Source organism: Tenacibaculum sp., from assembly GCF_050290165.1.
GTDB lineage: Bacteria > Bacteroidota > Bacteroidia > Flavobacteriales > Flavobacteriaceae > Polaribacter.
On the sequence record NZ_JBNKHD010000015.1, the window covers coordinates 433,122 to 457,531 of the forward strand.

The window sequence follows — 24,410 nt, forward strand, 5'->3', positions numbered from 1 at the left end:
AAAAGCCCTCGAAATTTCGAGGGCTTTTTTGTTGTTTATGATTAAGCTTCTGCTTCCATATAATCTTCAATAGGATTACAAGAACAAATTAAGTTACGGTCACCAAAAGCATCGTCTACACGACGTACAGAAGGCCAAAACTTATTGTCTGCAATATACTCTAACGGAAATGCTGCTTGCTTACGAGAATATGGTAAGTTCCATTCGTCAGCAGTTAACATTTCTTGTGTATGAGGTGCGTTTTTAAGCGGGTTGTTAGGGTTTTCCTTACTCGTTTCAGCAATCTCTTTTCTAATAGAAATTAATGCATCGCAAAAACGATCTAATTCTGTTACACTTTCAGATTCTGTTGGCTCCACCATAATTGTTCCAGCAACAGGGAATGATACAGTAGGTGCGTGGAATCCGTAGTCCATTAAACGCTTCGCGATATCAGTTACTTCAATTCCGTTTTGTTTAAAATCACGACAGTCTAAAATCATTTCGTGAGCAGCACGGTTCATTTCACCAGTATATAAAGTACTGTAATGTCCACTTAAACGCTCTTTGATATAGTTTGCATTTAAAATGGCATTTTTGGTTGAGTTTGTCAATCCGTCAGCACCTAACATCGTGATGTATCCGTAAGAAATTAAACATACTAAGGCAGAACCCCAAGGAGCTGCTGAAATAGCAGTGATGGCATTATCACCACCCGTAGCTACTACTGGATTGGTTGGTAAGAACGGTACTAATTGTGGCGCCACACAAATTGGTCCTACACCTGGTCCACCACCACCGTGAGGAATCGCAAATGTTTTGTGTAAGTTTAAGTGACAAACATCAGCACCAATAGTTGCAGGATTGGTTAATCCTACCTGTGCATTCATGTTTGCACCATCCATATATACTTGTCCACCGTTATCGTGGATAATTTGCGTAATTTCTTTAATGGCTTTTTCGTATACTCCGTGAGTAGATGGGTAGGTAACCATTAAAGCAGCTAAATTATCTTTATGTTTTTCAGCTTTAGCACGTAAGTCTTCTACGTCGATATTTCCTTTTTCATCAGTTTTGGTAACTACTACCTTCATACCTGCCATTACAGCCGATGCAGGGTTAGTTCCGTGAGCTGATGCAGGAATTAAACAGATATCTCTGTGGGTATCTCCATTTGCTTCATGGTATGCTCTAATTACCATTAAACCTGCAAACTCTCCTTGTGCACCTGAATTAGGCTGTAAAGAAGTACCTGCAAAACCAGTAATTACGTTTAATTGGTTTTCAAGGTTTTTTAACATGATTTGGTATCCTTCTGCTTGATTTAAAGGAGCAAAAGGGTGGATATTTCCCCATTGTGGGTTACTTAATGGTAACATTTCAGAAGCAGCATTTAGTTTCATAGTACATGATCCTAAAGAAATCATTGAATGATTTAACGCTAAATCTTTACGTTCTAATTTCTTGATATAACGCATCATTTCAGTTTCTGATTGATACGTATTGAATACTTCGTTATCTAAGAAAGAAGTTGCTCTTTTTACACCAGCAGGAATTACGTCTGCTGTAGTAAATTCAGTAACCGTAATATCTGTGATATTGAACGCTTGTTCGAAACAATCAACAATAGCATTGATTTCTTTTAAACCAACAGTTTCGTTTACAGAGATTGAAATATGGTTTTCATCAATGTAGTTAAAGTTAATTCCGTTTGCTTCAGCTACTGGACGTAATGTGTCTGCTTCAACTTCTACTAAAATAGTATCGAAGTATGAAGTGTTTTGTTGTTTGAAACCTAAATCGGTTAAAGCTTTTGCTAAGGTTGTAGTGCTTGTGTGTACACGGTCAGCAATATATTGTAATCCATCTTTTCCGTGGTATACAGCATACATACCAGCCATAACAGCTAACAATACTTGTGCAGTACAAATGTTAGAAGTTGCTTTTTCACGTTTAATGTGTTGTTCACGTGTTTGTAATGCCATACGCAATGCACGACCACCGTCAACATCTTTAGTAACTCCAATAATACGACCAGGCATACTACGCTTGTATTCTTCTTTAGTAGCAAAGAATCCAGCGTGAGGACCTCCGTAACCTAATGGGATACCAAAACGTTGCGTAGTACCTACTACCACATCAGCACCAAATTGTGCAGGTGCTTTTAATTTTACTAATGATAAAATATCAGCTGCAACCGCTACCTTGATGTGTTTTGCATTACAGTTCGCTACAAATTCCGTATAGTCATAAACTTGACCATGTTTTCCTGGATATTGTACAATTGCTCCGAAGAATTCTTCAGAGAAATCAAATTTTTGGTGATTACCAACCACTAACTCAATCCCGATAGGAATCGCACGTGTTTGTAATACAGATAAGGTTTGTGGTAAAATTTCTTCAGAAACAAAGAACTTATTTACGTTTGCTTTCTTTTGTGCTCTATCACGAACATCAAATAATAAAGCCATAGCCTCAGCTGCAGCAGTACCTTCATCTAATAATGAAGCGTTGGCTAACTCCATTCCTGTTAAATCACAAATCATTGTTTGGTAATTTAACAAGGCTTCTAAACGACCTTGAGCAATTTCAGCTTGGTAAGGAGTGTAGGCAGTATACCATCCTGGGTTTTCTAAAATATTACGTTGAATTACACTTGGTATAATTGCTTCGTGATATCCTAAACCGATATAACTCTTAAAAACTTTGTTTTTTGCACCCAACTCGTTAATGTGAGTTAAGTATTCATATTCACTCATTGCAGGAGCTAAATCTAACTCTTTTTGTAAACGAATATCGTCAGGGATAGTCTCATAAATCAATTGGTCTAAACTCTCTACACCAATCGTTTTAAGCATTTGGTCTTGGTCTTTAACACGAGGACCTATATGTCTTAATTGAAATGAATTTGTGTTCATTATTGTGTTGTTGTTTTAAGTGGCTCAAAAATAGTGAAATTGCCTGACTTGATACTACATATTTTTTTGTTAAAAAGTGATATTTTATTAACCAAACAGTAGGGTTATAAACATAAAAGCTATTTTTGTTAGATGAAGTTTCTTAAAACAGCACTCGATTTTTATATAAATTCTAGTATTCATGTTGCTTTAGCGGTGTATGCATTAGTGCGAATTACAGAATTGTATTTTGAACTTTCGTACAATGAACCGTTGGGTTTATTTGTTTTTTTTGCAACAATTACGGGGTATAATTTTGTAAAATATGCTGGAGTAGCAAAATTACATCATCGCAGTTTAACAACACACTTAAAGATAATTCAGATTTTTTCTTTGTTTTGTTTTTTGCTGATGTGTTATTTCGCATGGTTACTTCCTTTAAGAGCTTTGCTGTTTTTTGTGCCTTTTGGCCTGCTGACTTTTTTATATGCAGTTCCTTTTTTTAGTGGGTTTCAAAAAAATTTACGAAGTATTGGCTATTTAAAAATTATAGTAGTAGCAGCAGTTTGGGCAGGAACCACGGTTATGTTGCCTGTATATGCAGCCAAGGCTTCTTTTACTACAGAAGTGTATTTGTCTATCATTCAGCGCTTTTTGTTAATCATAATATTGTTGTTGCCTTTTGATATTCGAGATGTACAATACGATGCCATTTCTTTACAAACGATACCCAAAAAGATAGGGGTTGAAAACACTAAAAAATTTGGGTATGTTTTATTGCTTTTATGTTTGGTTTTAGAATTTATGATTAGCCCTAATACTCAGTTCAGATCAGTGTTTTTTGGGTTATTCTTCCTGATACTCTTTCTGTTAATGAGATCAGAAACGAATCAATCTAAATATTATAGTTCTTTTTGGGTAGAAGCGGTTCCTATTTTGTGGTTATTTGTACTGTTATTGCTTTAAAAATAAAACTCATTAGTGCTAAATACTGTTAAAGTGTAATTGAGGTAGTGTTAAAAAGTACGTCCTTTTAAAAATCGAAACTTAACTAGCTTGGTATGGGAGTTTTTACGAAAAGCTTTGTACATTCGTTGGCTTAACAACACAACAACAAAAACATAACAAAGTAACATGAATTTAGTAAAACGAAATTTCGTTTTCGATTTCGATAGCACGTTAACACGTGTAGAAGCATTAGATGTTTTGGCAGAAATCACGCTTGCGGGAAATCCGAAAAAAGAGGAGATTGTTCAAGAGATAATCCATATTACCAATCAAGGAATTGATGGTGATATTTCTTTTACTGAATCCTTAGAAAAACGCATTCAGTTATTAAAAGCAAAAGAATCGGATTTACCTTTATTAATAGAAGAATTAAAACAAAAAGTATCTCCATCAATAGAGAGAAACAAAGAGTTTTTTGAAAAATTCTCTGATGATATTTATGTGATTTCCGCAGGATTTAAAGAGTTTATCGATCCTATTGTGGCTGCATATAACATTCCTACAGAAAGAGTATTTGCAAACACGTTTGAGTTTGATAAAGCAGGAGTTATTGTAGGGTTTGATACTGAAAACCCATTATCTAAGCATAATGGTAAAATAGATTGTTTAAAATCCTTAAATTTAGACGGTGAAGTACAAGTGATTGGTGATGGTTATAGTGATGCAGTAACCAAAGAAGCTGGAGTAGCAGATAAGTTTTTTGCGTATACAGAAAATGTATTGCGAGATAAAACAATTGCCAACGCGGACCATATCACACCAAATTTAGATGAATTTTTATACGTTAACAAATTGCCTAGAAACTTATCATACCCAAAGAATAGAATTAAAATTCTACTGTTAGAAAATGTACATCCTGATGCTTTTACAAAGTTAACGAGCGACGGGTTTTCTGTAGAAACTGTTTCAAGAAGTTTGTCGGAAGATGAATTGATTGAAAAATTAAAAGATGTTCATGTGTTAGGAATCCGTTCTAAAACACAAGTAACTCGTAAAGTGATTGAAGCTGCTGAAAAACTAATGGTAGTTTCTGCTTTTTGTATTGGAACCAAGCAAATTGATTTAGAGGCATGTAAAGAAAACGGGGTTGTAGTTTTCAACGCGCCTTACAGTAATACGCGTTCTGTAGTTGAATTAGCGATTGGAGAAATCATTATGTTGATGCGTAGTGTATTTCAAAGAAGTACAGAAATTCATAACGGTCAGTGGAACAAAACAGCTCAGGGGTCTAGAGAAGTTCGTGGTAAAAAGTTAGGAATTGTAGGGTACGGAAATATAGGGAAGCAATTATCGGTATTAGCAGAAGCACTTGGAATGGATGTGTACTATTACGATGTAGAAGATAAATTAGCTTTAGGAAACGCTACCAGAATGAATACTTTAAAAGAGTTGTTGAATATTTCTGATGTAGTTACGCTGCATGTAGATGATAATTCTGCCAACAAAAACTTTATAGGAAGAGAAGAAATAGCTGAAATGAAAGATGGAGTTCATTTTGTAAACCTTTCTCGTGGATTTGTAGTGGATATTGAAGCTTTAGTAGAAGGATTAAAGTCTGGTAAAATTGCTGGAGCGGCAGTAGATGTGTATCCTGAAGAACCAAGTAAAAATGGTGAGTTTAGTACTGAATTAAAAGGATTAGATAATGTGATTTTGACTCCACACGTAGGAGGTAGTACAGAAGAAGCTCAAAAGGATATCGCTGATTTTGTTCCGAATAAAATTATGGCATATATCAATTCAGGAAATACGGTAGATGCGGTTAATTTCCCAAATATTCGTTTACCTAAGCATAAAAATGCACACCGTTTTTTGCATATTCATAAAAACGTACCTGGAGTAATGGCGAAGATCAATAAAGTGTTAGCAAAGTATGAATTGAATATTACAGGACAATACCTGTCTACAGATGAAAAAGTAGGGTATGTAATTACCGATGTGGATAAAGAGTATAACCAAGAAGTAATAGCAAAACTGAAAAAAGTAGATGGTACTATTAAATTTAGAGTACTGTATTAACAAGGTTTTGATTTTATAAGAAATAAACGAGGTCCACAGATAATTTGTAGACCTCGTTTTATTTTTATTATAAGTTAGAAGCTATTATTGAGTTAGTTTTAATAGTAGAAAAGTAAATCCACGCTATAAAAAAGAGTTGTAATGGAACTCTAAACCATAAATATGAAAGTCCTTTTCCGTCATAAGTACCTGTTTGGTAATTCAAGTTTTCTAAACTAGCTTTTATGTTTGCAGGAAGCATCAATAGTAAGAAAAAGATAAGAATCCAAGCTGTTGTTCTTTTGTAAGTTGGTAATAGTAAACCTATGGCTAATATAATTTCTAAAACTCCGGTAACTAATACTAGAGTTGGTTTTAAAGGAATAAAATTCGGTATCATTTTACTCATGCCTTCAGTAAACAAAAAGTGTCCTAAAGCGGTAAATAATAGCATTGCACACATGGCCATTCTAGCAGAAAGCAGGTAATTGATGTTTTTTGAAATAAGTTTTTGCACTCCTATAGAAATTATAAAAGTTAAGAGTAAAATAAATAATGGTTTCATTGCCTAAAAAGTTTTATTCAAAATTGAAGAAACTTTTGGATGGAATCAATGAACTTGGGTTAATAAATTCGTTTTCTAATTCTACTTAATGCTTGTGGAGTTACTCCGATATATGATGCTATGTATTTTAAAGGGATATGTCGAATTAATTCGGGTCTTTCTTGAAAAAGGTTGAGATATCTTTCTTCTGGTGTATTGTTTAATAAGGATAGCTCTCGCTTTGATTTTAGTAAGAATAAATTTTCTGCATTTTTCCTCCCAATTTCATGACCAATAGTAGTGTTTTGGTAGATGTCTTCTAAATCATTAAAAGATAGTCTCCACAAAATCGTAGGGGTTAACGTTTCAATACTGTATTCTGAAGGAGTTTGTGTTAAAAAAGAATCATAAGCACTGATAAAACTATTTTTAAAAACAAATCCAAAGGTTACATCGTTTTCAATTTTAGGAATAAATAATCTTAAAATTCCTGTTTCAACAAAAGAAAGATAATTTTCCGTTGTTCCTTTGGTTAATACGATTTCCTTCTTTTGAAGTGTTGCTTTTTGGAGTTTAGAGCAAAAATAGTTTAAGTCATTTTCAGAGATGTCAGCAAAAGATTGTAAGAGTGTTTTTATTTGTTCCATATTTTATAAACTATCAAAGTCACTTAAATTTTGTTCTATAGTATTGGCTCCTTTTTGTAAAATTTGAATGTAACTAGATACATTTTCCATTTTAAATCTACTAGAAGGTCCTGATGCGCTAATGCCAGCGATAACTTTACCTTTTTTATTATAAATAGGAATGGCAATACAAACTAAACCCAATTCTGATTCCTCAATATCTAACGCAAATTGTTGCTGTTGAATTTGTAATAATTCCTTTTTGAATTTTGAAACAGATGAAATCGTGTTTTTGGTAAACGATTTTAAAGAAATCGAGTTGAAAAAAGTTTCTTGAGTTTCTATCGAAGAAAAAGCTAATAGTAATTTTCCAATGGCGCTTCCGTTAACAGGTACGTAAGAACCAATAGAGGTGCTTATTTTAAGCCCTTGTAAACTATCAGCTTTATTAATATGAAATACTTGCTGTTCTTTTAAAATGCCCAATAAAACAGTTTCTTGAATTTCTAAGGCTACCTTTTGTATTGGTTCATTGGTTAAATCTCTCAGTGATTTATATATAGAAACGCGATTGCCTAATTCAAACAACTTACTTCCCAATTGATATTTTTCGTTGTCGTTTTGTTGCACAGCATTCAACGAAACTAAAGTACTTAGTAATCGGTATACGGTACTCTTGTTATAGCCAGTTTTAGTAGCTAATTCTCTAACGCCCCATTCTTTTTTATCATTGGTAAAAGCATCTAAAACAGCAAACGCTTTGATAATGGATTGATTTAAATTTTTAGAATCTGTATTCATTTTCTCAAAAAATTATTGACTAATATAATAAAAATATGTAGATTTATAAAACGCCGTTTTATTATGTGAAACACTTTAGGTTTTATTTTGAGGTAAAAATGAAGTATCTTTAGTGTTTTAGAAATGGTTTTTAGAAATATAATAAGTATGTATAAACCAACACTTGATTACGCACAACAACTAGATAAAGAAGATAACTTAGCGCATTTAAGAGCGCAGTTTCATATTCCAAAAGATACAAAAGGAAATGACTGGTTGTATTTTACAGGAAACTCACTTGGATTGCAACCTAAACAAACGCAACAATACATTCAACAGGAATTAGATGATTGGGCAAAATATGGAGTAGAAGGGCATTTTGAAGCTCGAAATCCATGGATGCCATATCACGAGTTTTTGACAAATTCGATGGCGAAAATAGTGGGCGCTAAACCATTAGAAGTGGTAGTGATGAACACGCTAACGACCAACTTACATTTGTTAATGGTGTCGTTTTACCAACCGACTAAAACAAAGTATAAAATTGTTATAGAAAGTGACGCTTTTCCTTCGGATAGATATGCGGTACAATCGCAATTAAAATTCCATGGATTTGATACAGAAGAAGGATTGATAGAATGGAAACCTCGTGAAGGAGAAGAATTATTGCGTATTGAAGATTTAGAGAAAATAGTAAACGAGCAAGGTGATGAAATTGCCTTGTTGTTGATAGGAGGTGTGAATTATTATACAGGACAGTATTTAGATATCAAACGTATTGCAGAAATAGGGCATGCTAAAAACTGTATCGTTGGTATAGATTTAGCGCACGGTGCAGGAAATATTTCTCCAGAATTACATGATAGCGGAGTAGATTTTGCAGCTTGGTGTACCTATAAATATTTGAATTCAGGTCCAGGAAGTTTAGCAGGATTATTTGTACATGAAAAACATGCGCATAATAAAGAGTTGCCACGTTTTGCAGGCTGGTGGAACCATAATAAAGAAACTCGTTTTAACATGCGTCAACCATTTGATGTGATGCCGGGAGCAGAAGGTTGGCAGTTATCAAATCCACCAATTTTATCAATGGCAGCAATCAGAGCTTCATTAGATATGTTTGAAGAAGTAGGAATGGAAGCGTTAAGAGCCAAATCGGAAAAATTAACGGGCTATTTTGAATATTTAATCAATCAGATTGATACGGATAGAATTAAAATAATTACGCCATCGAATCCAAAAGAAAGAGGGTGTCAATTATCTATTCAAGTAAAGAATGCAGATAAAAGTTTACACAAAAAACTAACCGAAAATAATATTATAACCGACTGGAGAGAGCCTGATGTAATTCGTTGCGCACCAGTGCCAATGTATAACAGTTTTGAAGATGTATACAGGATGGTTGAAATTTTAAAAACATTGTTATAAAACAAATGAGCAAACAAGAAAACATAGTAATTATAGGTGCTGGTTTATGCGGAAGTTTATTAGCACTTCGTTTAGCACAAAGAGGCTATAAGGTAGCAATGTATGAAAGTCGTCCAGATTTACGAGTTACCGATATTTCAGCAGGACGTTCTATCAACTTAGCATTATCGGATCGCGGTTTTAAAGCGTTACGTTTATGTGGAGTGGAAGAAAAAGCACGTGAAATTTGTATTCCGATGTATGGGCGTTTAATGCATGATAGGGAAGGGAATACGTTTGCATCGAACTATTCGGGTAGAGAAGGAGAGTATATCAATTCTATTTCAAGAGGAGATTTAAACGGAATCTTATTAAATGAGGCGGAAGCACACGAAAATGTAAGCATACATTTTAATACAGAATGTACTTCGGTAGATATAGAAAATACAGTAGCACATTTTAAAAATTACAATACCAAGGAAGAGTTTTCAGTAGATGGAGATGTGATTTTTGGAACAGATGGGGCTGGATCTGCATTGAGGAAAAGCTACTATTTAGAAAGAAAATTCTTGTTTAGCTATTCACAGAATTTCTTAACACACGGATATAAAGAATTAGAAATTCCTGCAGACAAGTTAGGAAACCATCAAATAAGTAAAGATCATTTGCATATTTGGCCTCGTGGAGAGTACATGTTAATCGCGTTACCGAATTTAGATGGAAGTTTTACGGTAACCTTATTTTTGAGTTACGATGAAGGAGAATACAATTTCAATAACTTAACTTCCGAAGAAAAGATAACTGAGTTTTTTGAAAAAGAATTTTCAGATGCCTTAGCGTTGATACCAAGTATAAAAGACGAATTCTTAAACAACCCAACAGGGGCTTTAGGAACGGTAAAGTGTTCACCTTGGCATTATCAAAACAAGACCTTGTTAATGGGAGATGCGGCACACGCGATTGTTCCTTTTTATGGACAAGGAATGAATGCATCGTTTGAAGATGTAACTGTATTTGATACGATTTTAGATACACACGAAGGAGATTGGCAAGCGACTTTTAAAGCGTATGAAAAAGCACGTAAAGAAGATACCGATGCGATTGCTGATTTAGCCATCGATAATTTTTACGAGATGCGCGACCATGTTGCAAATCCATTATTTAAACAAAAAAGAAAGTTAGAAATGGATTTAGAAAAGACATTCCCTGAAGAGTATTTCTCGAAATACTCAATGGTAACCTTTAATGAAGAGATTCCGTATGCAGAAGCGATGAAAAAAGGACGTGCGCAAGATAAAGCCTTGTTAAATATGGTAGCTCATCATGATTTAGATACCATCACCGATTTGAATGAGGTGTTAAAAAAGGTGCAAGAAGAAACCAACGAGATTTTAGAAGAAGATAAAATAGCAGGATTATAAATGAATAGATATATAATATTACTAAGAGGGATTAATGTCTCGGGAAAAAACAAGCTTCCGATGGCAGAGTTACGAGATATCTTAAATGAATTAGGGTTTCAAAATGTGCAAACCTATATTCAAAGTGGTAATATTATTTTAGATTCAGAAGAAAGAAAAGAGATCGTTTGTCAGAAAATTAACGAAGCGATTGCTGCTGAATTTGGATATGATGTGCCTGTGCTAGCCAGAACACCAGAGGAATGGAAAAGTACACTAGAAAACTATCCATTTTCACAAGAAAATGAAAAAATAGTAGCTTTTACTTTTCTAGATAGAATAATCAAAGAATCAGTTATCGAAGTTAATGGAATTAACGAAGATAAATATGAAATAGTTGATGATGTGGTGTATTTGTATTGTCCATCTAGTTTTGGGAGTACTAAATTAACAAACAGTGTAATCGAAAAGAAGTTGAAAGTAACAGCAACCACCCGCAATTTAAAAACAACGATAAAACTATTAGAATTAGCAACTATTTAATAAAAACAGAACGTCATTCCGAGCATAGCGAAGGAATCTCATCATAAAAGATTGCTTCAACTTTTAAAAGTTTCGCAATGACGATAAAAAATATAAAACATGGACAGTAAAGTAATCAAAGGAAAAGCGATACCAAGAGGGAAATTTCCGCATGTAAAACAAGTAGGAGATTTTATTTATGTATCAGGAACAAGTTCTCGTAGACCTGATAATTCTTTTGAAGGTGTTGAGGTAGATGAGTTTGGAACGACCAACTTGGATATTAAAAAACAAACACGAGCGGTAATAGAAAACATTCGAGATATTTTAAACGAAGTCGGTGCTGATTTATCTGATATTGTTGATGTAACTTCATTCTTGGTAAATATGAATGATTTTGGAGGGTATAATGAAGTATATGCTGAGTACTTTGACTATAACGGACCAACGAGAACAACCGTAGCTGTACATCAATTACCGCACCCACATTTATTGATTGAAATTAAAGTGGTGGCTTATAAGAAACAATAGAAAGGAGTGTTAGGTTTTAATCAACATAAACGAGAGTTAATTGAAAAGGGTTTTTCTATAACTAGTACTATTTTTAGTGATGAAGAAATAGAAAACCTTAAGAAGTTAATAAATAGTCCTAAAGACACTTATGCGATAAGACAGTTGTTTGTAAATAATCCTGCAATAATGGAAATTGTTCTTTCAAACGATAAGTTCAAGAGGTTAATTTCTGAAGTTTGTGAAGATGATTACTTTATTACAAAAGCTATTTATTTTAATAAACCAGCAAAATCCAATTGGTTTGTATCACATCATCAAGATATTAGTATAAGTGCAGAAAATAAAATTGAAGCAGAGAATTACACAAATTGGACTAATAAAAAAGGACAGTTGGGAGTAGTTCCACCATTAGAAATTTTAGAAAATACAGTAACATTTAGAATTCATTTGGACGATACAGATGAAACTAATGGAGCTTTAAAAGTAATACCTAAATCTCATAGCAAAGGGTTTATAAGGGTTGATGAGAAGTTTAAGGTTCAAGAACATGGAGAAGAACAACTTTGTAAGGTTAGAAAAGGGGAAGTAATGTTAATGAAACCTTTATTGTTACACGCGTCTCAAAAATCTATTTCGAGTACCGATAGGTCTGTAATACATATGGAATTATGTAATAGAAATATTCCCATGGGATGGTTAGAAAAAAAAGAGATAGTATGAAGATTCTAAATTACATAAACGGAGAGTTTGTTAATCCAGTAAAAGGAAATTATATAGATAACTATAATCCATCTATTGGAGAAGTGTATGGGCAAATTCCTAATTCTACTACTGAAGATGTAGAAAAAGCATATCAAAGTGCCAAAGCTGCCTTTAAGCACTGGTCAAATACTACCTTAAACAAACGTAGAGATATTCTTTCTAAAATAGCACAGTTAATTCAACAGAGATTACCAGAATTGGCAAAAGCAGAGGCTAAGGATAATGGAAAACCATTAAGTTTAGCAACGGCGATTGATATTCCGAGAGCCTCATCAAATTTTCAATATTTTGCAGATGCAATTACGCAATTTTCATCCGAAGCGCATGAAAGTGTTGGTTTAGGAGCTATGAATTTTACGTTACGTCAACCGATTGGTGTAGTGGCATGTATTTCTCCTTGGAACTTACCACTCTATTTATTCACATGGAAGATTGCCCCAGCAATAGCAGCAGGAAATTGTGTGGTAGCAAAACCAAGTGAGGTTACACCAATGACCGCTTATTTATTAGGTGAGATTTGTAATGAAGCAGGTTTGCCTAAAGGGGTGTTAAACATAGTTCACGGATTAGGAACTACCACAGGACAAGCTATTATAGAACATCCAGATATCAAAGCAATTTCATTTACTGGAGGTACCGCTACAGGAGCACATATAGCTCGTACAGCAGCACCTATGTTTAAGAAGTTATCGTTGGAGTTAGGAGGTAAAAATCCAAATATCATTTTTGCGGATTGCGATTATGAAAATATGTTGGCAACTACAGTTCGTTCTTCATTTGCAAATCAAGGTCAGATATGCTTATGTGGAAGTAGAATTTTTGTAGAAGAAAGTATCTATGAGCAATTCAAAAAAGATTTTGTTCAGAAAGTATCGCAATTGAAAATAGGGAATCCTTTTGATGAGGATACTAATGTTGGAGCCTTGGTGTCGAAACCTCATTTAGAAAAGGTAAAATCATATATAGATATTGCAGAACAAGAAGGAGGGAAAATTCTATATGGAGGTGACAGAGTCACTGTCAAGAATTGTGAAAACGGGTACTATTTACAACCGACGATTATAGAAGTTTCAAGTAATCAGTGTAGATTAAATCAAGAAGAGATTTTTGGACCCGTAGTAACGTTGATGTCTTTTAAAACGGAAGAAGAGGCATTACAATTAGCTAATGATGTGGTATATGGATTGTCATCAACATTATGGACAAACAATTTGACGAGAACCATGCGATTGTCTAAAGAATTACATACAGGAATTGTTTGGGTAAATACTTGGTTATTACGTGACTTAAGAACGCCATTTGGAGGTCAAAAAGCGAGTGGAGTAGGACGTGAAGGTGGTTTTGAAGCTTTACGCTTTTTTACAGAACCCAAAAATGTATGTATAAAATATGAATAAGGAAATAAAAGAAAAAATAATTGCTGTTTGTGAAGAGAAAATTGCAAAAAAAGGAGAAAATGTAGGGCTTTCGTTTTATGCATTTTTCAAAAATAAAAATGACAATCCGAAAGTACTGATGGAAGTGGCTACTTGGTGGATTCAGACACACCAATTAGATCATTTTGAGAAAGCGGTTAAGATTAAACAAATGATTCAGAATAACGAATAAAATGAATTTAGATATACAACATAAAAACGCCTTGGTATGTGGTAGTACTCAGGGAATAGGTAAAGCAGCAGCAATACAATTAGCTCAAGAAGGAGTAAATGTAACTTTAGTAGCTCGTAGCGAAGATAAATTAAAAGCGGTGTTAGCTGAGTTACCTAATGACAATCAAAATCATGGATATTTAGTTGCTGATTTTACAAATCCAACAGATTTAAAAGAGAAGTTAGAGGCAACAAATTTACAGTTTCATATTTTGGTAAATAATACAGGAGGTCCAGCAGGAGGTCCGGTGTTTAATGCTACCTTAGAAGAGTTTGAGCGTGCTTTTACCATGCACTTAAAATGTAACCATGTATTGGTACAGGCGGTGGTTCCGTTTATGAAAGAACAAAATTATGGTAGAATTATTAATGTAATTTCTACTTCAGTAAAACAACCTCTAGATGGTTTAGGAGTGTCGAATACCATTCGTGGTGCAGTTGCTAATTGGAGCAAAACCTTAGCGAATGAGTTAGGACAATTCGGAATTACAGTGAATAATGTATTACCAGGAGCTACAGCAACGGAACGTTTGACAGAAATTATCAATAATAAAGCTGCTAAAACAGGTAAAACTGTTGAAGAAGTTGCCGAAATGATGAAAAATGCATCGCCTGCAAAACGTTTTGCGAAACCTGAAGAAGTAGCGAATGCTATTGTGTTTTTAGCAAGCGAAAGAGCAAGTTTTATCAACGGAATTAACGTTCCTGTAGATGGAGGAAGAACAAAAAGTTTGTAAGCATATAGAATCAATACAAATTTAAGTAACTTTATAAAGTTTCCGTCATTATGAGGAAGTATGACGAAATAATCTCAAGAATAAAATAACGGATTGCTACAGCAAATTGAAATTTGTTTCGCAATGACAAAATCTAAATAAAATGAGCAAGTTAGTACAACCTTTGAATTTCAAAAAGTGGATTGATGAAAATCGTCATTTATTAAAGCCACCAGTAGGAAATAAACAAGTTTGGGATAATGGTGAATATATCGTAATGGTTGTTGGAGGCCCTAACAATCGTAAAGATTATCACTACAACGAAACACCAGAGTTTTTCTATCAATTAGAAGGAGATATGGTGCTGAAAATTATTGACGACAAAGGTGAAATGATAGATGTTGAAATTAATGAAGGAGATATTTATTTGCTACCAGGTAAAGTACCACACTCACCACAACGTAAAGCGAATACGGTAGGTTTGGTTATCGAATATCCACGCGATGAAGGTATGATGGATGCTTTAGAGTGGTATTGTGAAAATTGCGGACATCAATTATATCGAGAAGAATTTGCTCTAGACAATATTGAAACGGATATGCCAATAATTTTTGATAAGTATTATTCTGATAAAGAAAAGTGTACTTGTGATAAATGTGGTACTGTAATGGAAGCTCCTAATAAGATAAAGTAATTTATTGTTTCTGAGAAGGTTGGAATTTAATCAAAATATAATCGTCATTACGAGGAAGAATGACGAAGTAATCTCAAACTAAAAAAAATGATTGCCACGGCTAAAGCCTCGCAATGACAATAAAAATGGAAAAACGCAAATTAAGAATAAACGGACATTCACATTTGTTACCTTACCCAGAGCAAATTCCGCAGTTTATGAAAGACAAAGGAATTTTTTGGGTAGATAAGGACAGAAAGTTCATGCTACAAAAAGATTGGAGTCGTCCAGTAACGGATTCTAGTTTCTTTTTAGATGAAAAACTAGCATGGATGGAGCATTTTAAAATTGACCATGCGGTGGTGCTGAACTTATCTCAATTATATGGAAATGGTTTACGCTTAGAAGAGATGAAACAAGCCTTACGTTTTCAAAATGATTTTAATGCGCGTGTACAGCACGATCACCCAGATAAGTTTACTTGTGGTTTTGTGGTGCACCCAGGATTTGTTCGTGGTGCTTTATGGGAAATAGAACGTTGTGTTGAGGTATTGGGAATGCGTTTGTTGTGTTTACCAACACACTATATGGATACCATTGGTACTTGGCGTTGTATTTTTGATGAAGAGAACGAGCCTATTTTTGAATTAGCTGATAAATACAATTTAGCGGTTGAAATTCATCCGTATGATGGAGAGAAATTTATCAAACTACAAAATACCAGTTGGCGCTTTCACTTAATTTGGATGTTGGCGCAATGTGCAGATGCATATCACTTCTTAACTTTAAATGGATATTATGAAAAGTACCCAAATATGCGCGTGTGTTTTGCTCATGGAGGTCAGTTAGCACAAATGAATTTAGGACGTCGTATACAAGGATTTGACGGAAGACCTGATTTGTTTGAAGGAAAACAACATCCTCGTAAAGCGGTTGGGCATAAAAATATTTTCTTTGATACACTGGTTCATGATACAGGTTCTTTAGGGTTATTGATCAAAAATCAAGGATCAAAACAAGTGCTAATAGGATTGGATGATCCGTATCCGTTAGGTGAGATGGAAAGTGAAAATCAGTCATCTTATCCAGGAAAAATTTTAGATTTAGCGATTGACAGAAATATTATTACAGAAACAGAACGTGATGAGATGTGGGAGGATAATGTATTACAATGGTTGTTTGGTGATGACGAGAAAGCTAAAAAAGAGTTAGTTTCTAAAATTCTAAAATAGAAGAAGCAGACATAAAAAAACCCGAAGTATTTACTTCGGTTTTTTGTTTTATAAACTGTTTAAGTTACCAAGTAGTTTAACTAATTTACTTTTTGTTTTAGCATATTCATATTGGTTTTTAATTTCTTTTAACTTACTTTCAATTAGCTTTACTTCTCTATAATTGACTAAGAATATAGAACTTTCACCTAAAGAGAATTTTCGTTCTTCACTTTTTACAAGAGTTGTATAATCATTTACAAGGTTTTTTAAAATATCATTTTGTTTCTGATACGATTCAATTTCTTGTTTGGTAGCAGTAACCTTGTTCTGTATAGAAACTCTAGTTGAAGCAATTTCAAAATTGATATCTTGAAGTTTAACTTTAGCGAGTTTTAAATCACCTCTAGATTTTCTTAAAAATAAAGGAATGCTAACCTGTAGTGAATTTTTATAATTGGCTACATCAAAAGCATCTAAATTACTTACTTTAGAGCTTAAAAAGTTATATTGAAAATCTACTTTAGGTAGTAAATTGTTTATCATTAACAGCTTATTAATATTCAGGTTGTTTTTCTTTAGTTCTAATAGTTTTAATTTAGGGTGATTGTCAAAATTATCAGGAAACAATGAACTCACAGAAGTGTTTAAAATCGCGTCAATATTAGAAATAGTATTGGCGTCCGGAATCATGTTTTCTTTTAATTCCATAGGAATGTTGTTGCCAATCCATAAGAAATTAGCCAATTCAAATTTTGATTTGACGTATTTTATCTTCGATTTTTCTAGATCTAATTGTCTGTTTTTTAAATTAATATTAGCTTCTAAGGTGTCTATAGCAGGTTTGTCACCAGCCTTAAAACTTTTAATTACATTTTGTAGTCTTGTATCAGCATTGGTATAATATTCTTTATATACTTCGTAACTTTGATAGTACTGTAACCAATTTAAATAGGCAGAAATAGCTTCAAACAAAATATCGTTCACCAATAATTGTTGTTCGAGTTTACCTTGCTTTGCATATAATTTTGCTTGTTTTAAGGTAGCCATTCTTTTATTGATGAATAGGTTTTGAGCTAAAGAAACAGTAACTCCAACACTATATAAACCATCTTCAGGAGTTTTAAATTCAGGGTTTAAATATTGACCAGAATTATTTTCATAACTACCTTTCAATTCCACTCCGTACCATGTAGGGATTTTAAAAGTGGAATTCAGTTTTTTGTAGTACTCAGTATCTTTAAACTCTTTTCTGCTGTAATCTATCTCTATTTTTGGATCAAAAGCTCCTCTAGCTTTTAATAATTTTGCTTCGTTAGTACTAGTAATAAGTTCAGCTTGTTTTATTATTGGATGGTACTTTTTTACATACCCTAAATATTCTTCTAAACTCAGCTGAGTCGTTAGTTCGTTTTGAGAAAAGGAAGCAAAACTTAGAAATAAGAAAATGATATATAGTTTTTTCATTATTTATCTTCCTTTGATTTATAGTTTTTGTTTTTTGGTTGGTAAAAGTTAGGAGGGAAGCTGTTGAGTTGCCTCCATAATTCATACCATATAGGTACATTTTCTAACATGGCAATAGTTTTTGCTCCTGATCCAACCCTAATAGCTTTGGGCCAAGGTTCGTCATTGCTATCAGGAACAATTAATACACGGTATTTACCATTACTGCTGATGAAGTTTTCTATAGCTACAATTTTAGCTCCATAGGTTCCGTAGGATACATTAGGCCAACCGCTGAATACCATTGCAGGCCAACCATCAAATTGAACACGAACACTTTCACCAGTGTGTATTAATGGTAAATCGATAGGTTGGATGTACATTTCAACAGCTAAATCGTAATTAGCGGGCATAATATTAACAAGTTGTTCGCCTTCTTTAAAGGTTTCCCCAATCCCTGATTTTATTGTTTTATTAATATATCCGTCTTGTGGAGCTGTTATGTATAATAAAGAGCTACGTTTGTTATAATTGGCTAAACTGGTTTCTAATTTAGATACTTGCACATCTGTGTCATAAGCATCAGATTGAGCTGTGTATAAACTACTTTCTGCTTTAGAAAGTTTATCAATATAAGAAGCTTGTATGCTACTAATACTCAGTTGAGCATTAATAAGATCGTTTTTTGAAGTTAAAAATTTGTTTTCTTGAGAGACTAATTTTGCTGTGAGTTCTTGAAGTTTAGCTCTTTTTTCTTCCACGTCTTTTACAGCTTTCAACCCTTCTTTTTGAAGTGTAAGTGTTCTGTCTAATTGAGTTTGACCAATGTTTTGTTTTATTTCGGCTGCTTTTAAATCAATACTATCACTTTTAACTTTTAAATGGGCTTGTTTCAACTTGTTTTTAGCTTGTTCTAATTTTAAAACACGCTCATTTTGAATAGCAGCTATTTGCTTTTGTAAAGCACTTATTTTGTTTGTGTACGCTTTAGCAGATAGATTTTTTGAGTTTAACTGTTTGTCGGTTCTTTCAGCTAATTTAGTGTCAAAATATTCACTCTTTATTTCAGAAATTCTTAAAATGGTGTCTCCTTTTTTTACCAAATCTCCTTCTTGTACAAACCACTCTTCAATACGTCCAGGAATTTGAGACTGCAGTGTTTGTGGACGTTGATCAGGTTTTAAAGTAGTCACTTTACCATTACTGGATACGTTTTGAGTCCAAGGCAAAAACAAGATTATTAAAAGTAACATTGAAAAGAAAAGTAAAAACTTTTTAAACCGCTTGTGATATTCTTTTGTAAAAATTTCTTTTCCAGACTCAAGCTTAGTTAAGTCTATTTGATTGGAAACTTTATTATTTGATATATTTAACATGGTTGCCTACGATTTAAAGTTAGTGATACTACCTTTTTGAAGAGTAATTTGCTTATTACATTTTTCTTTCCAGTTTTCATTTCTACTAATGATAATTAAGCTCCATGGCTGAGAAGGGTCTGTAATAAAATTAATGATTTTTTTTGCCTCATCTTTTTCAAATTGATCAAGAGGATCTTCTAAAATTAACAGTTTAGGCTTTTTTATAATAGCTCTTGCTAGTATAAGTTTTTTAGCAATGGTGTAACCTATAAGTTTACCTTCAGGCTTTAAACTGGTGTTTAAACCTTTAGGTTGTTGTTTTAAGAATTCGGTTAATCCAACAATTTTAAATGTTTCATAAATCTCATTATCACTAATTGAAGTATCTCCAAAAGTTACATTTTCTCTTATAGTTCCTTCAAAAGGAGTTTCCCCGTTTAATGAAAGTCCTAAATTAGCTCTGTAATCATTAATGAAAAGACTTTTTAGTGATAAATCATTTACAAAAATATGTCCAGAGGTAGGTTCTATTAAACCTGATATAAGTTTTATAAGACTCGATTTTCCTGAGTTACTACTTCCTTGAATTAAAATTCGGTCACTAGGTTTTATATCAAAAGAAATATTGTTCAGTATAGGTTTGTCCTCTGTTTTTATATTGTATGAAACATCTTGTATTTCAATAGAGAAGGGTCTATCATTATTAACATTTGTACCTTGTTGTGATTCAATAGGTTTATCAGCAACTTGACCAAGCTTTTCAATAGAGGTAAGAACATCATAAAAAGATTCTAATCCCAAAATTAATTTTTCAACAGAGTTGATGATTAATAAAATAATGATTTCAGCAGCGACAAATTGACCTATGTTCATTTGTTGGGTTAATACTAAAAAACCTCCCATAAATAACAGTCCTGCGGTAACAATTACTTTAAAGCTAATCATTTGGATGTATTGCATTACTAAAACTTTAAAATGACTTTCTCTTGATTTTAAATAATCATTAACCAATGCATCGCTCTTTTGAAGAGCTAAGCTTGTTTTACCAGATAGCTTAAAGCTAATAATTGTTCTAGCAATTTCTTGTAGCCAGTGAGCAACTTTGTATTTGTTTTTTGATTCACTTAAACTTGTTTCTAATCCACTTTTTGCCGTGTATTTGAATACTACGAATATTAATGTAAGTACCAATAAACCAAATATTATAAAAAAGGAATGATAGAATGATAATAAAAGTAGTGCAAAAATGATCTGTATAAGAGCAGAAGGAACATCAAGTAAAATCTTTGAAAATCCTTTTTGAATAGTTAAAGTATCAAAAAATCTATTGGCTAATTCTGGTGGATAGTAGTTTCTCAATCCACTCATTTTAAGCTTAGGAAATCGATAACTTAATTCTATTGATGCTCTTGTAAAAATTCTTTGTTGGATGGTTTCTATAATCCTGAATTGCATGAGTTTTAAAATACCACTAAAAGCTACACCACCAGTAACAAGTATTATAAGAACAACCCATGATGCTGAAATTTGAGCTGCTTGTAAGAGGTTTATAATTGCTTGAATCCCCAATGGAAGTGATAAAGCTACAATCCCTTCAAAAATGGCATAATAAGCTATTTGCAACGTGTCTTTTTTCTCAAGTTTTACTAATCCTAAAAAACGTTGCCAAGGGGTCAATTGATTATTTTCTTTCATCAGAGAGTGTTTTTAGGGTTAAGTTAATAAAAAAAGATGTTGGAGATGTTTCATCATTACAATTAGTTAATGATTTAAAGTGTTGTTTAAGAAACTGTTGATGCAAAGCACCATCAATTATGGTACTCGCTAATGTTAGAGGATGTTCATAAGAATTGTTGTACAATAATATTATTTCAGCAAAACGTTTTATCACTTCTTTGTATAGCTTAAAAACACCTTCTTTATTTTCGGTATCTACTTCTTTAGTTAAGTAAGATTTAGAGTTCTCGTTAATGATAATTGAGTTTAATAAAACTTCATTAACATGAGAAAAGTTACTGTCTTGTTTAGTGGTTTTGGTAACAACCTCAATAGCTTTCAGTAATTTTTTTTTAGGGTTTTGGATACTGTATGTTTCAAGAACCAATTGGTATTGAATCCATCCCCAATACCATGAAGTTAAATATATTAGTAGCTTGTGCTTGCTTTCAAAATATCGATATATAGAACTCTCATTTGATCCAATTAACGTACCCAATTTTTTAAAATTAAAGTTTTCAAAACCAATATCTTCAATTAAGATAATGCTATTTTCTATGATTCTTTTTCCTAAATCAGATGTTTCAGGGTCTTTAATATAAATTCCTGACGGTATTTCTATTTTTAAATTTGATAGTAGATTTTTCATAAATAAAAATTGATAGCGCAAAATTAATAGCTTTACTATTAAAACTGAAAATATTTATGTTAATTACATCTTAATGTTTTTGCTAAAAGAATTATGAATTTGGTATACCTTTTAAAGAAAGTGAAGCTAAGGGGTTGGGTAGTAGATTTATAGTGTAGAGAGAAGAATTTAAGTTTATAAAACAAAAAAATCCGAAGCTAATGCATCGGATTTTTTAAAAAATATTTTGTCTTTTCTTACTTAAAAACAGAAGAGATAGTAAGAGCAACTTCGTCCCATGTTTTAGAAACACCATCAGCTCCTTTGTGTAAATCTTTACAAGCTGTATTTAATGAGTCTAAAGCATTTTGAGCTTGCCAATCTGAAATATTCATGGTAGCATTTAAATTGAACTCTTTTTCTTTTAAGGTATATTTAAAAGGAAGTTTTTTAGTAACGTTATTCATTGTTAAGTCAGCATAACCAATAGAATCATTTTCTAAAACTAACTTACCAGAAAGTAATTCTGTTTTATCCATAATTCCGAAGAAAAACTTCTTGATTTTGAAATCTCGACTAGTATCTGAGGTAAAAATACTACTAACAGGGATAGAGAATTCAGCATTATTGATTGCTTCTTTAGCTGTATTACCTTCACCACCACCAGTTATGTTTACTTTTTGAAATTGACCTTTAACAGGCACTTTCTCTGTAGTTTTATAAGCCACCCAATTTATAGAGTTATTAGCATCTTGTAAAACAAATGCAGCTTTTTTTTCTGTTGTAACTTCTTCTTTTGTAGTTTCTGTTTCTTTTTTTACTTCTGATTTACAAGAAATCATTTGAGAAATTGTAAAACAGATAATTAAAGAATAAACGATTTTTTTCATGAGGTTTATTTTATGATTGAATTTACTAATTTAATATATTCTTTTTTAGCTTCCTTTACTCCCATACCTCTTAATTGCATCCAAGCATTAAATTTAAAAGCATTTCGCAAGTCGCTATTGTCGTTAAATGTAAATCGATCACCTTTTACAGCTTGTTTATAGTAAGCGTATAATCGCAGCATTACATCAGGGGGAAGCTTTTCCTCCAAATCAGAAGCTATTTTAAAGGCTTCTTGAAACATTAAATCTAAATCATCATCTTCCATAACTAGAGTAATTATGTGTGGAGGGGTTACATTATATAATGTATATACAAATATACGAAGGGAGCAAGGAAAAACAAGCTATCTAATCGATCTAATAATCCTCCATGACCAGGCATAATTGTTCCACTATCTTTTATATTAGCTTGTCGTTTAAATTTAGACTCTACTAAATCGCCCAAAGAGCCAAAAATAGCTACAATAATTGAAATAATAACCCAGTTAAGTGTAGAGAAGTTCTCTGAATACTGGCCAATGATAAAACCAGCAATAATAGAGAATACCAAACCGCCAATAAACCCTTCTATCGTTTTTTTAGGAGATACTGTTTCAAATAATTTTCTTTTTCCAAAGTTTTTACCTACTAAAAAAGCGAAACTATCGTTAGTCCAAATAATTAAAATGATATAAATAATAATATTTGGATAATAGTTATTGTTAATAAAAGGAAGATTCATTAAAAAGTAAAAAGGCAAGATTAAGTAGATAATTTGCAAAAAAACTTTTTGACTGAATGTTTCAGTTTTAATCGGTTTAGTGCTTATTAGTAAGTATAATAAGATAGACAACCCAACTAAAGTGGCTCCTAGTAAAAAGGGATTGTAGTTGATTGTAGTTTGCACAGACATATAAACTACACAAGCTAAAAGTATATATGGAATAATATTTTTGAATTGCAAAAGTTTTGACAATTCCCAAATACAAACCGTAGCAAATATAGCCAGTAAACCTATATATGTTTCCGCAGAAAAAAGTATTGCAGAAATAAATAGGATAGCGTAAACAAGTGCAGAAAGAGTTCTTGTTAAAAGATTAGACATATTTTAAAGGTCTTCGAATAGCAGCAAATATAAATTTTTTGTGTTATTATTTCCATAACTTAAAAAATTATCATCTTCAACCTCAAATTTATAATTCTTAATAGAACTAATATTGGTTGGGATATTACCACTAAAGTGTGTTTTTATACCAGTTAATCCTTCTCCTGTATTTTTTACCAATTGGCTTGTCGTAGCATATACAATAAAATGTTTAGAATACGTGGCTAATTTGTGACTACCCAGTTGGTTTGAAGAAAAAAGTATTTCACCTCTGTCTGCAATCAAGTGCTCACAAGAAGTAAAAAAAGGTATCGATTCTGAGGAATGTGCTTGTACGGCTACATCAATTTTTTCAGTAATTTTTAATAAATCAAAATCAGTACAAGTAATTTTATTCCAGTTGTTTTCTTGTAAAATGTGTTTTAAATTATTCGCAACTTCATTAATAGATGTAGAGTATAAAAACTTACCTCCTTTATTAATAAAGTTATGAACAAAGGAATCATCTAAAGATAAATGAACTACTTGCTCATTAATTTTCTTGTCTTTAGATGATTCTTGATATGTTTTAAATAATTTTTTGAAAAAGTTCATTCAAATAAA

At 32.6% G+C, this 24,410-nt stretch carries 24 protein-coding genes; 12 read left to right on the forward strand and 12 right to left on the reverse strand.

Annotated elements, in window-relative coordinates:
- Positions 1-41: 41 nt before the first annotated feature.
- A complete protein-coding gene (gcvP, locus tag ACQY6M_RS13210) occupies positions 42-2,897 on the reverse strand; it encodes an aminomethyl-transferring glycine dehydrogenase (RefSeq protein ID WP_428742354.1) in 2,856 nt (951 codons plus the stop codon).
- A gap of 132 nt (positions 2,898-3,029) precedes the next feature.
- Here gcvP and ACQY6M_RS13215 point away from each other — a divergent pair, with 132 nt between their 5' ends.
- Both ACQY6M_RS13215 and serA read left to right on the forward strand, forming a co-directional pair.
- Positions 3,030-3,842, forward strand: coding sequence for a hypothetical protein (locus tag ACQY6M_RS13215; RefSeq protein ID WP_428742355.1), 813 nt, complete (start codon positions 3,030-3,032; stop codon positions 3,840-3,842).
- 168 nt (positions 3,843-4,010) lie between these two features.
- Positions 4,011-5,903, forward strand: coding sequence for a phosphoglycerate dehydrogenase (gene serA / locus ACQY6M_RS13220; RefSeq protein ID WP_428742356.1), 1,893 nt, complete (start codon positions 4,011-4,013; stop codon positions 5,901-5,903).
- A gap of 67 nt (positions 5,904-5,970) precedes the next feature.
- On the opposite strand, the gene ACQY6M_RS13225 is transcribed toward serA, so the two are convergent.
- Genes ACQY6M_RS13225 through ACQY6M_RS13235 form a run of 3 tightly spaced genes read right to left on the reverse strand, consistent with a single transcriptional unit; the run spans position 5,971 to position 7,853 of the window.
- Positions 5,971-6,447, reverse strand: coding sequence for a DoxX family protein (locus ACQY6M_RS13225; RefSeq protein ID WP_428742357.1), 477 nt, complete (start codon positions 6,445-6,447; stop codon positions 5,971-5,973).
- 59 nt (positions 6,448-6,506) lie between these two features.
- Complete coding sequence (locus ACQY6M_RS13230; protein ID WP_428742358.1) at positions 6,507-7,073, reverse strand: Crp/Fnr family transcriptional regulator; 567 nt, start codon at positions 7,071-7,073, stop codon at positions 6,507-6,509.
- A 3-nt stretch (positions 7,074-7,076) separates the two neighbouring features.
- Positions 7,077-7,853 (reverse strand): IclR family transcriptional regulator, encoded by a 777-nt coding sequence (locus ACQY6M_RS13235; protein ID WP_428742359.1) that lies wholly within the window; start codon positions 7,851-7,853, stop codon positions 7,077-7,079.
- Between the two features lie 147 nt (positions 7,854-8,000).
- Here ACQY6M_RS13235 and kynU point away from each other — a divergent pair, with 147 nt between their 5' ends.
- The 10 genes from kynU to ACQY6M_RS13285 all read left to right on the forward strand — a co-directional run bounded on the left by kynU (position 8,001) and on the right by ACQY6M_RS13285 (position 16,706).
- Positions 8,001-9,260 (forward strand): kynureninase, encoded by a 1,260-nt coding sequence (gene kynU / locus ACQY6M_RS13240; protein WP_428742360.1) that lies wholly within the window; start codon positions 8,001-8,003, stop codon positions 9,258-9,260.
- A 5-nt stretch (positions 9,261-9,265) separates the two neighbouring features.
- Positions 9,266-10,660, forward strand: a complete 1,395-nt coding sequence (locus tag ACQY6M_RS13245; RefSeq protein WP_428742361.1) for an FAD-dependent monooxygenase — start codon at positions 9,266-9,268, stop codon at positions 10,658-10,660.
- On the forward strand, positions 10,661-11,182 hold the full coding sequence (locus tag ACQY6M_RS13250) for a DUF1697 domain-containing protein (protein ID WP_428742362.1): 522 nt from the start codon (positions 10,661-10,663) through the stop codon (positions 11,180-11,182). It abuts the gene before it with no gap.
- 99 nt (positions 11,183-11,281) lie between these two features.
- Entirely contained in the window at positions 11,282-11,692 is a 411-nt protein-coding gene (locus ACQY6M_RS13255) for a RidA family protein (RefSeq protein ID WP_428742363.1), read from the forward strand.
- 6 nt (positions 11,693-11,698) lie between these two features.
- Positions 11,699-12,394, forward strand: a complete 696-nt coding sequence (locus tag ACQY6M_RS13260) for a phytanoyl-CoA dioxygenase family protein (RefSeq protein WP_428742364.1) — start codon at positions 11,699-11,701, stop codon at positions 12,392-12,394.
- Positions 12,391-13,833, forward strand: coding sequence for an aldehyde dehydrogenase (locus tag ACQY6M_RS13265; protein WP_428742365.1), 1,443 nt, complete (start codon positions 12,391-12,393; stop codon positions 13,831-13,833). The genes ACQY6M_RS13260 and ACQY6M_RS13265 overlap by 4 nt, the downstream gene beginning before the upstream one ends.
- Entirely contained in the window at positions 13,826-14,044 is a 219-nt protein-coding gene (locus ACQY6M_RS13270) for a DUF6500 family protein (protein ID WP_120187375.1), read from the forward strand. The genes ACQY6M_RS13265 and ACQY6M_RS13270 overlap by 8 nt, the downstream gene beginning before the upstream one ends.
- A gap of 1 nt (position 14,045) precedes the next feature.
- Positions 14,046-14,822 carry an SDR family oxidoreductase gene (locus ACQY6M_RS13275; protein ID WP_428742366.1) on the forward strand — a complete coding sequence of 259 codons (777 nt, stop codon included), beginning with the start codon at positions 14,046-14,048 and terminating at the stop codon, positions 14,820-14,822.
- Between the two features lie 142 nt (positions 14,823-14,964).
- On the forward strand, positions 14,965-15,495 hold the full coding sequence (locus tag ACQY6M_RS13280) for a 3-hydroxyanthranilate 3,4-dioxygenase (protein WP_408026840.1): 531 nt from the start codon (positions 14,965-14,967) through the stop codon (positions 15,493-15,495).
- Between the two features lie 125 nt (positions 15,496-15,620).
- On the forward strand, positions 15,621-16,706 hold the full coding sequence (locus ACQY6M_RS13285) for an amidohydrolase family protein (protein ID WP_428742367.1): 1,086 nt from the start codon (positions 15,621-15,623) through the stop codon (positions 16,704-16,706).
- A 48-nt stretch (positions 16,707-16,754) separates the two neighbouring features.
- Here the strand turns inward: ACQY6M_RS13285 and ACQY6M_RS13290 are convergent, their stop codons facing one another.
- The 8 genes from ACQY6M_RS13290 to ACQY6M_RS13325 form a co-directional block, all read right to left on the reverse strand.
- Complete coding sequence (locus tag ACQY6M_RS13290; protein WP_428742368.1) at positions 16,755-18,152, reverse strand: TolC family protein; 1,398 nt, start codon at positions 18,150-18,152, stop codon at positions 16,755-16,757.
- The gene (locus ACQY6M_RS13295; protein WP_428742369.1) at positions 18,152-19,507 is read right to left on the reverse strand and encodes an HlyD family secretion protein; all 1,356 of its coding nucleotides are present in this window, start codon (positions 19,505-19,507) and stop codon (positions 18,152-18,154) included. The genes ACQY6M_RS13290 and ACQY6M_RS13295 overlap by 1 nt, the downstream gene beginning before the upstream one ends.
- Before the next feature lie 6 nt (positions 19,508-19,513).
- Positions 19,514-21,184: a peptidase domain-containing ABC transporter gene (locus ACQY6M_RS13300; protein ID WP_428742370.1), complete on the reverse strand. Its 1,671-nt coding sequence runs from the start codon at positions 21,182-21,184 to the stop codon at positions 19,514-19,516.
- On the reverse strand, positions 21,171-21,854 hold the full coding sequence (locus ACQY6M_RS13305; RefSeq protein WP_428742371.1) for a TetR/AcrR family transcriptional regulator: 684 nt from the start codon (positions 21,852-21,854) through the stop codon (positions 21,171-21,173). Before ACQY6M_RS13305 ends, ACQY6M_RS13300 begins: the two co-directional genes overlap by 14 nt.
- A gap of 236 nt (positions 21,855-22,090) precedes the next feature.
- Complete coding sequence (locus ACQY6M_RS13310; protein ID WP_428742372.1) at positions 22,091-22,723, reverse strand: YceI family protein; 633 nt, start codon at positions 22,721-22,723, stop codon at positions 22,091-22,093.
- A 5-nt stretch (positions 22,724-22,728) separates the two neighbouring features.
- The gene (locus tag ACQY6M_RS13315; protein ID WP_428742373.1) at positions 22,729-22,989 is read right to left on the reverse strand and encodes an acyl-CoA-binding protein; all 261 of its coding nucleotides are present in this window, start codon (positions 22,987-22,989) and stop codon (positions 22,729-22,731) included.
- Between the two features lie 26 nt (positions 22,990-23,015).
- A complete protein-coding gene (locus tag ACQY6M_RS13320) occupies positions 23,016-23,807 on the reverse strand; it encodes a phosphatidate cytidylyltransferase (RefSeq protein WP_428742374.1) in 792 nt (263 codons plus the stop codon).
- Between the two features lie 3 nt (positions 23,808-23,810).
- On the reverse strand, positions 23,811-24,401 hold the full coding sequence (locus ACQY6M_RS13325) for an LUD domain-containing protein (RefSeq protein WP_428742375.1): 591 nt from the start codon (positions 24,399-24,401) through the stop codon (positions 23,811-23,813).
- Between the last annotated feature and the right edge of the window lie 9 nt (positions 24,402-24,410).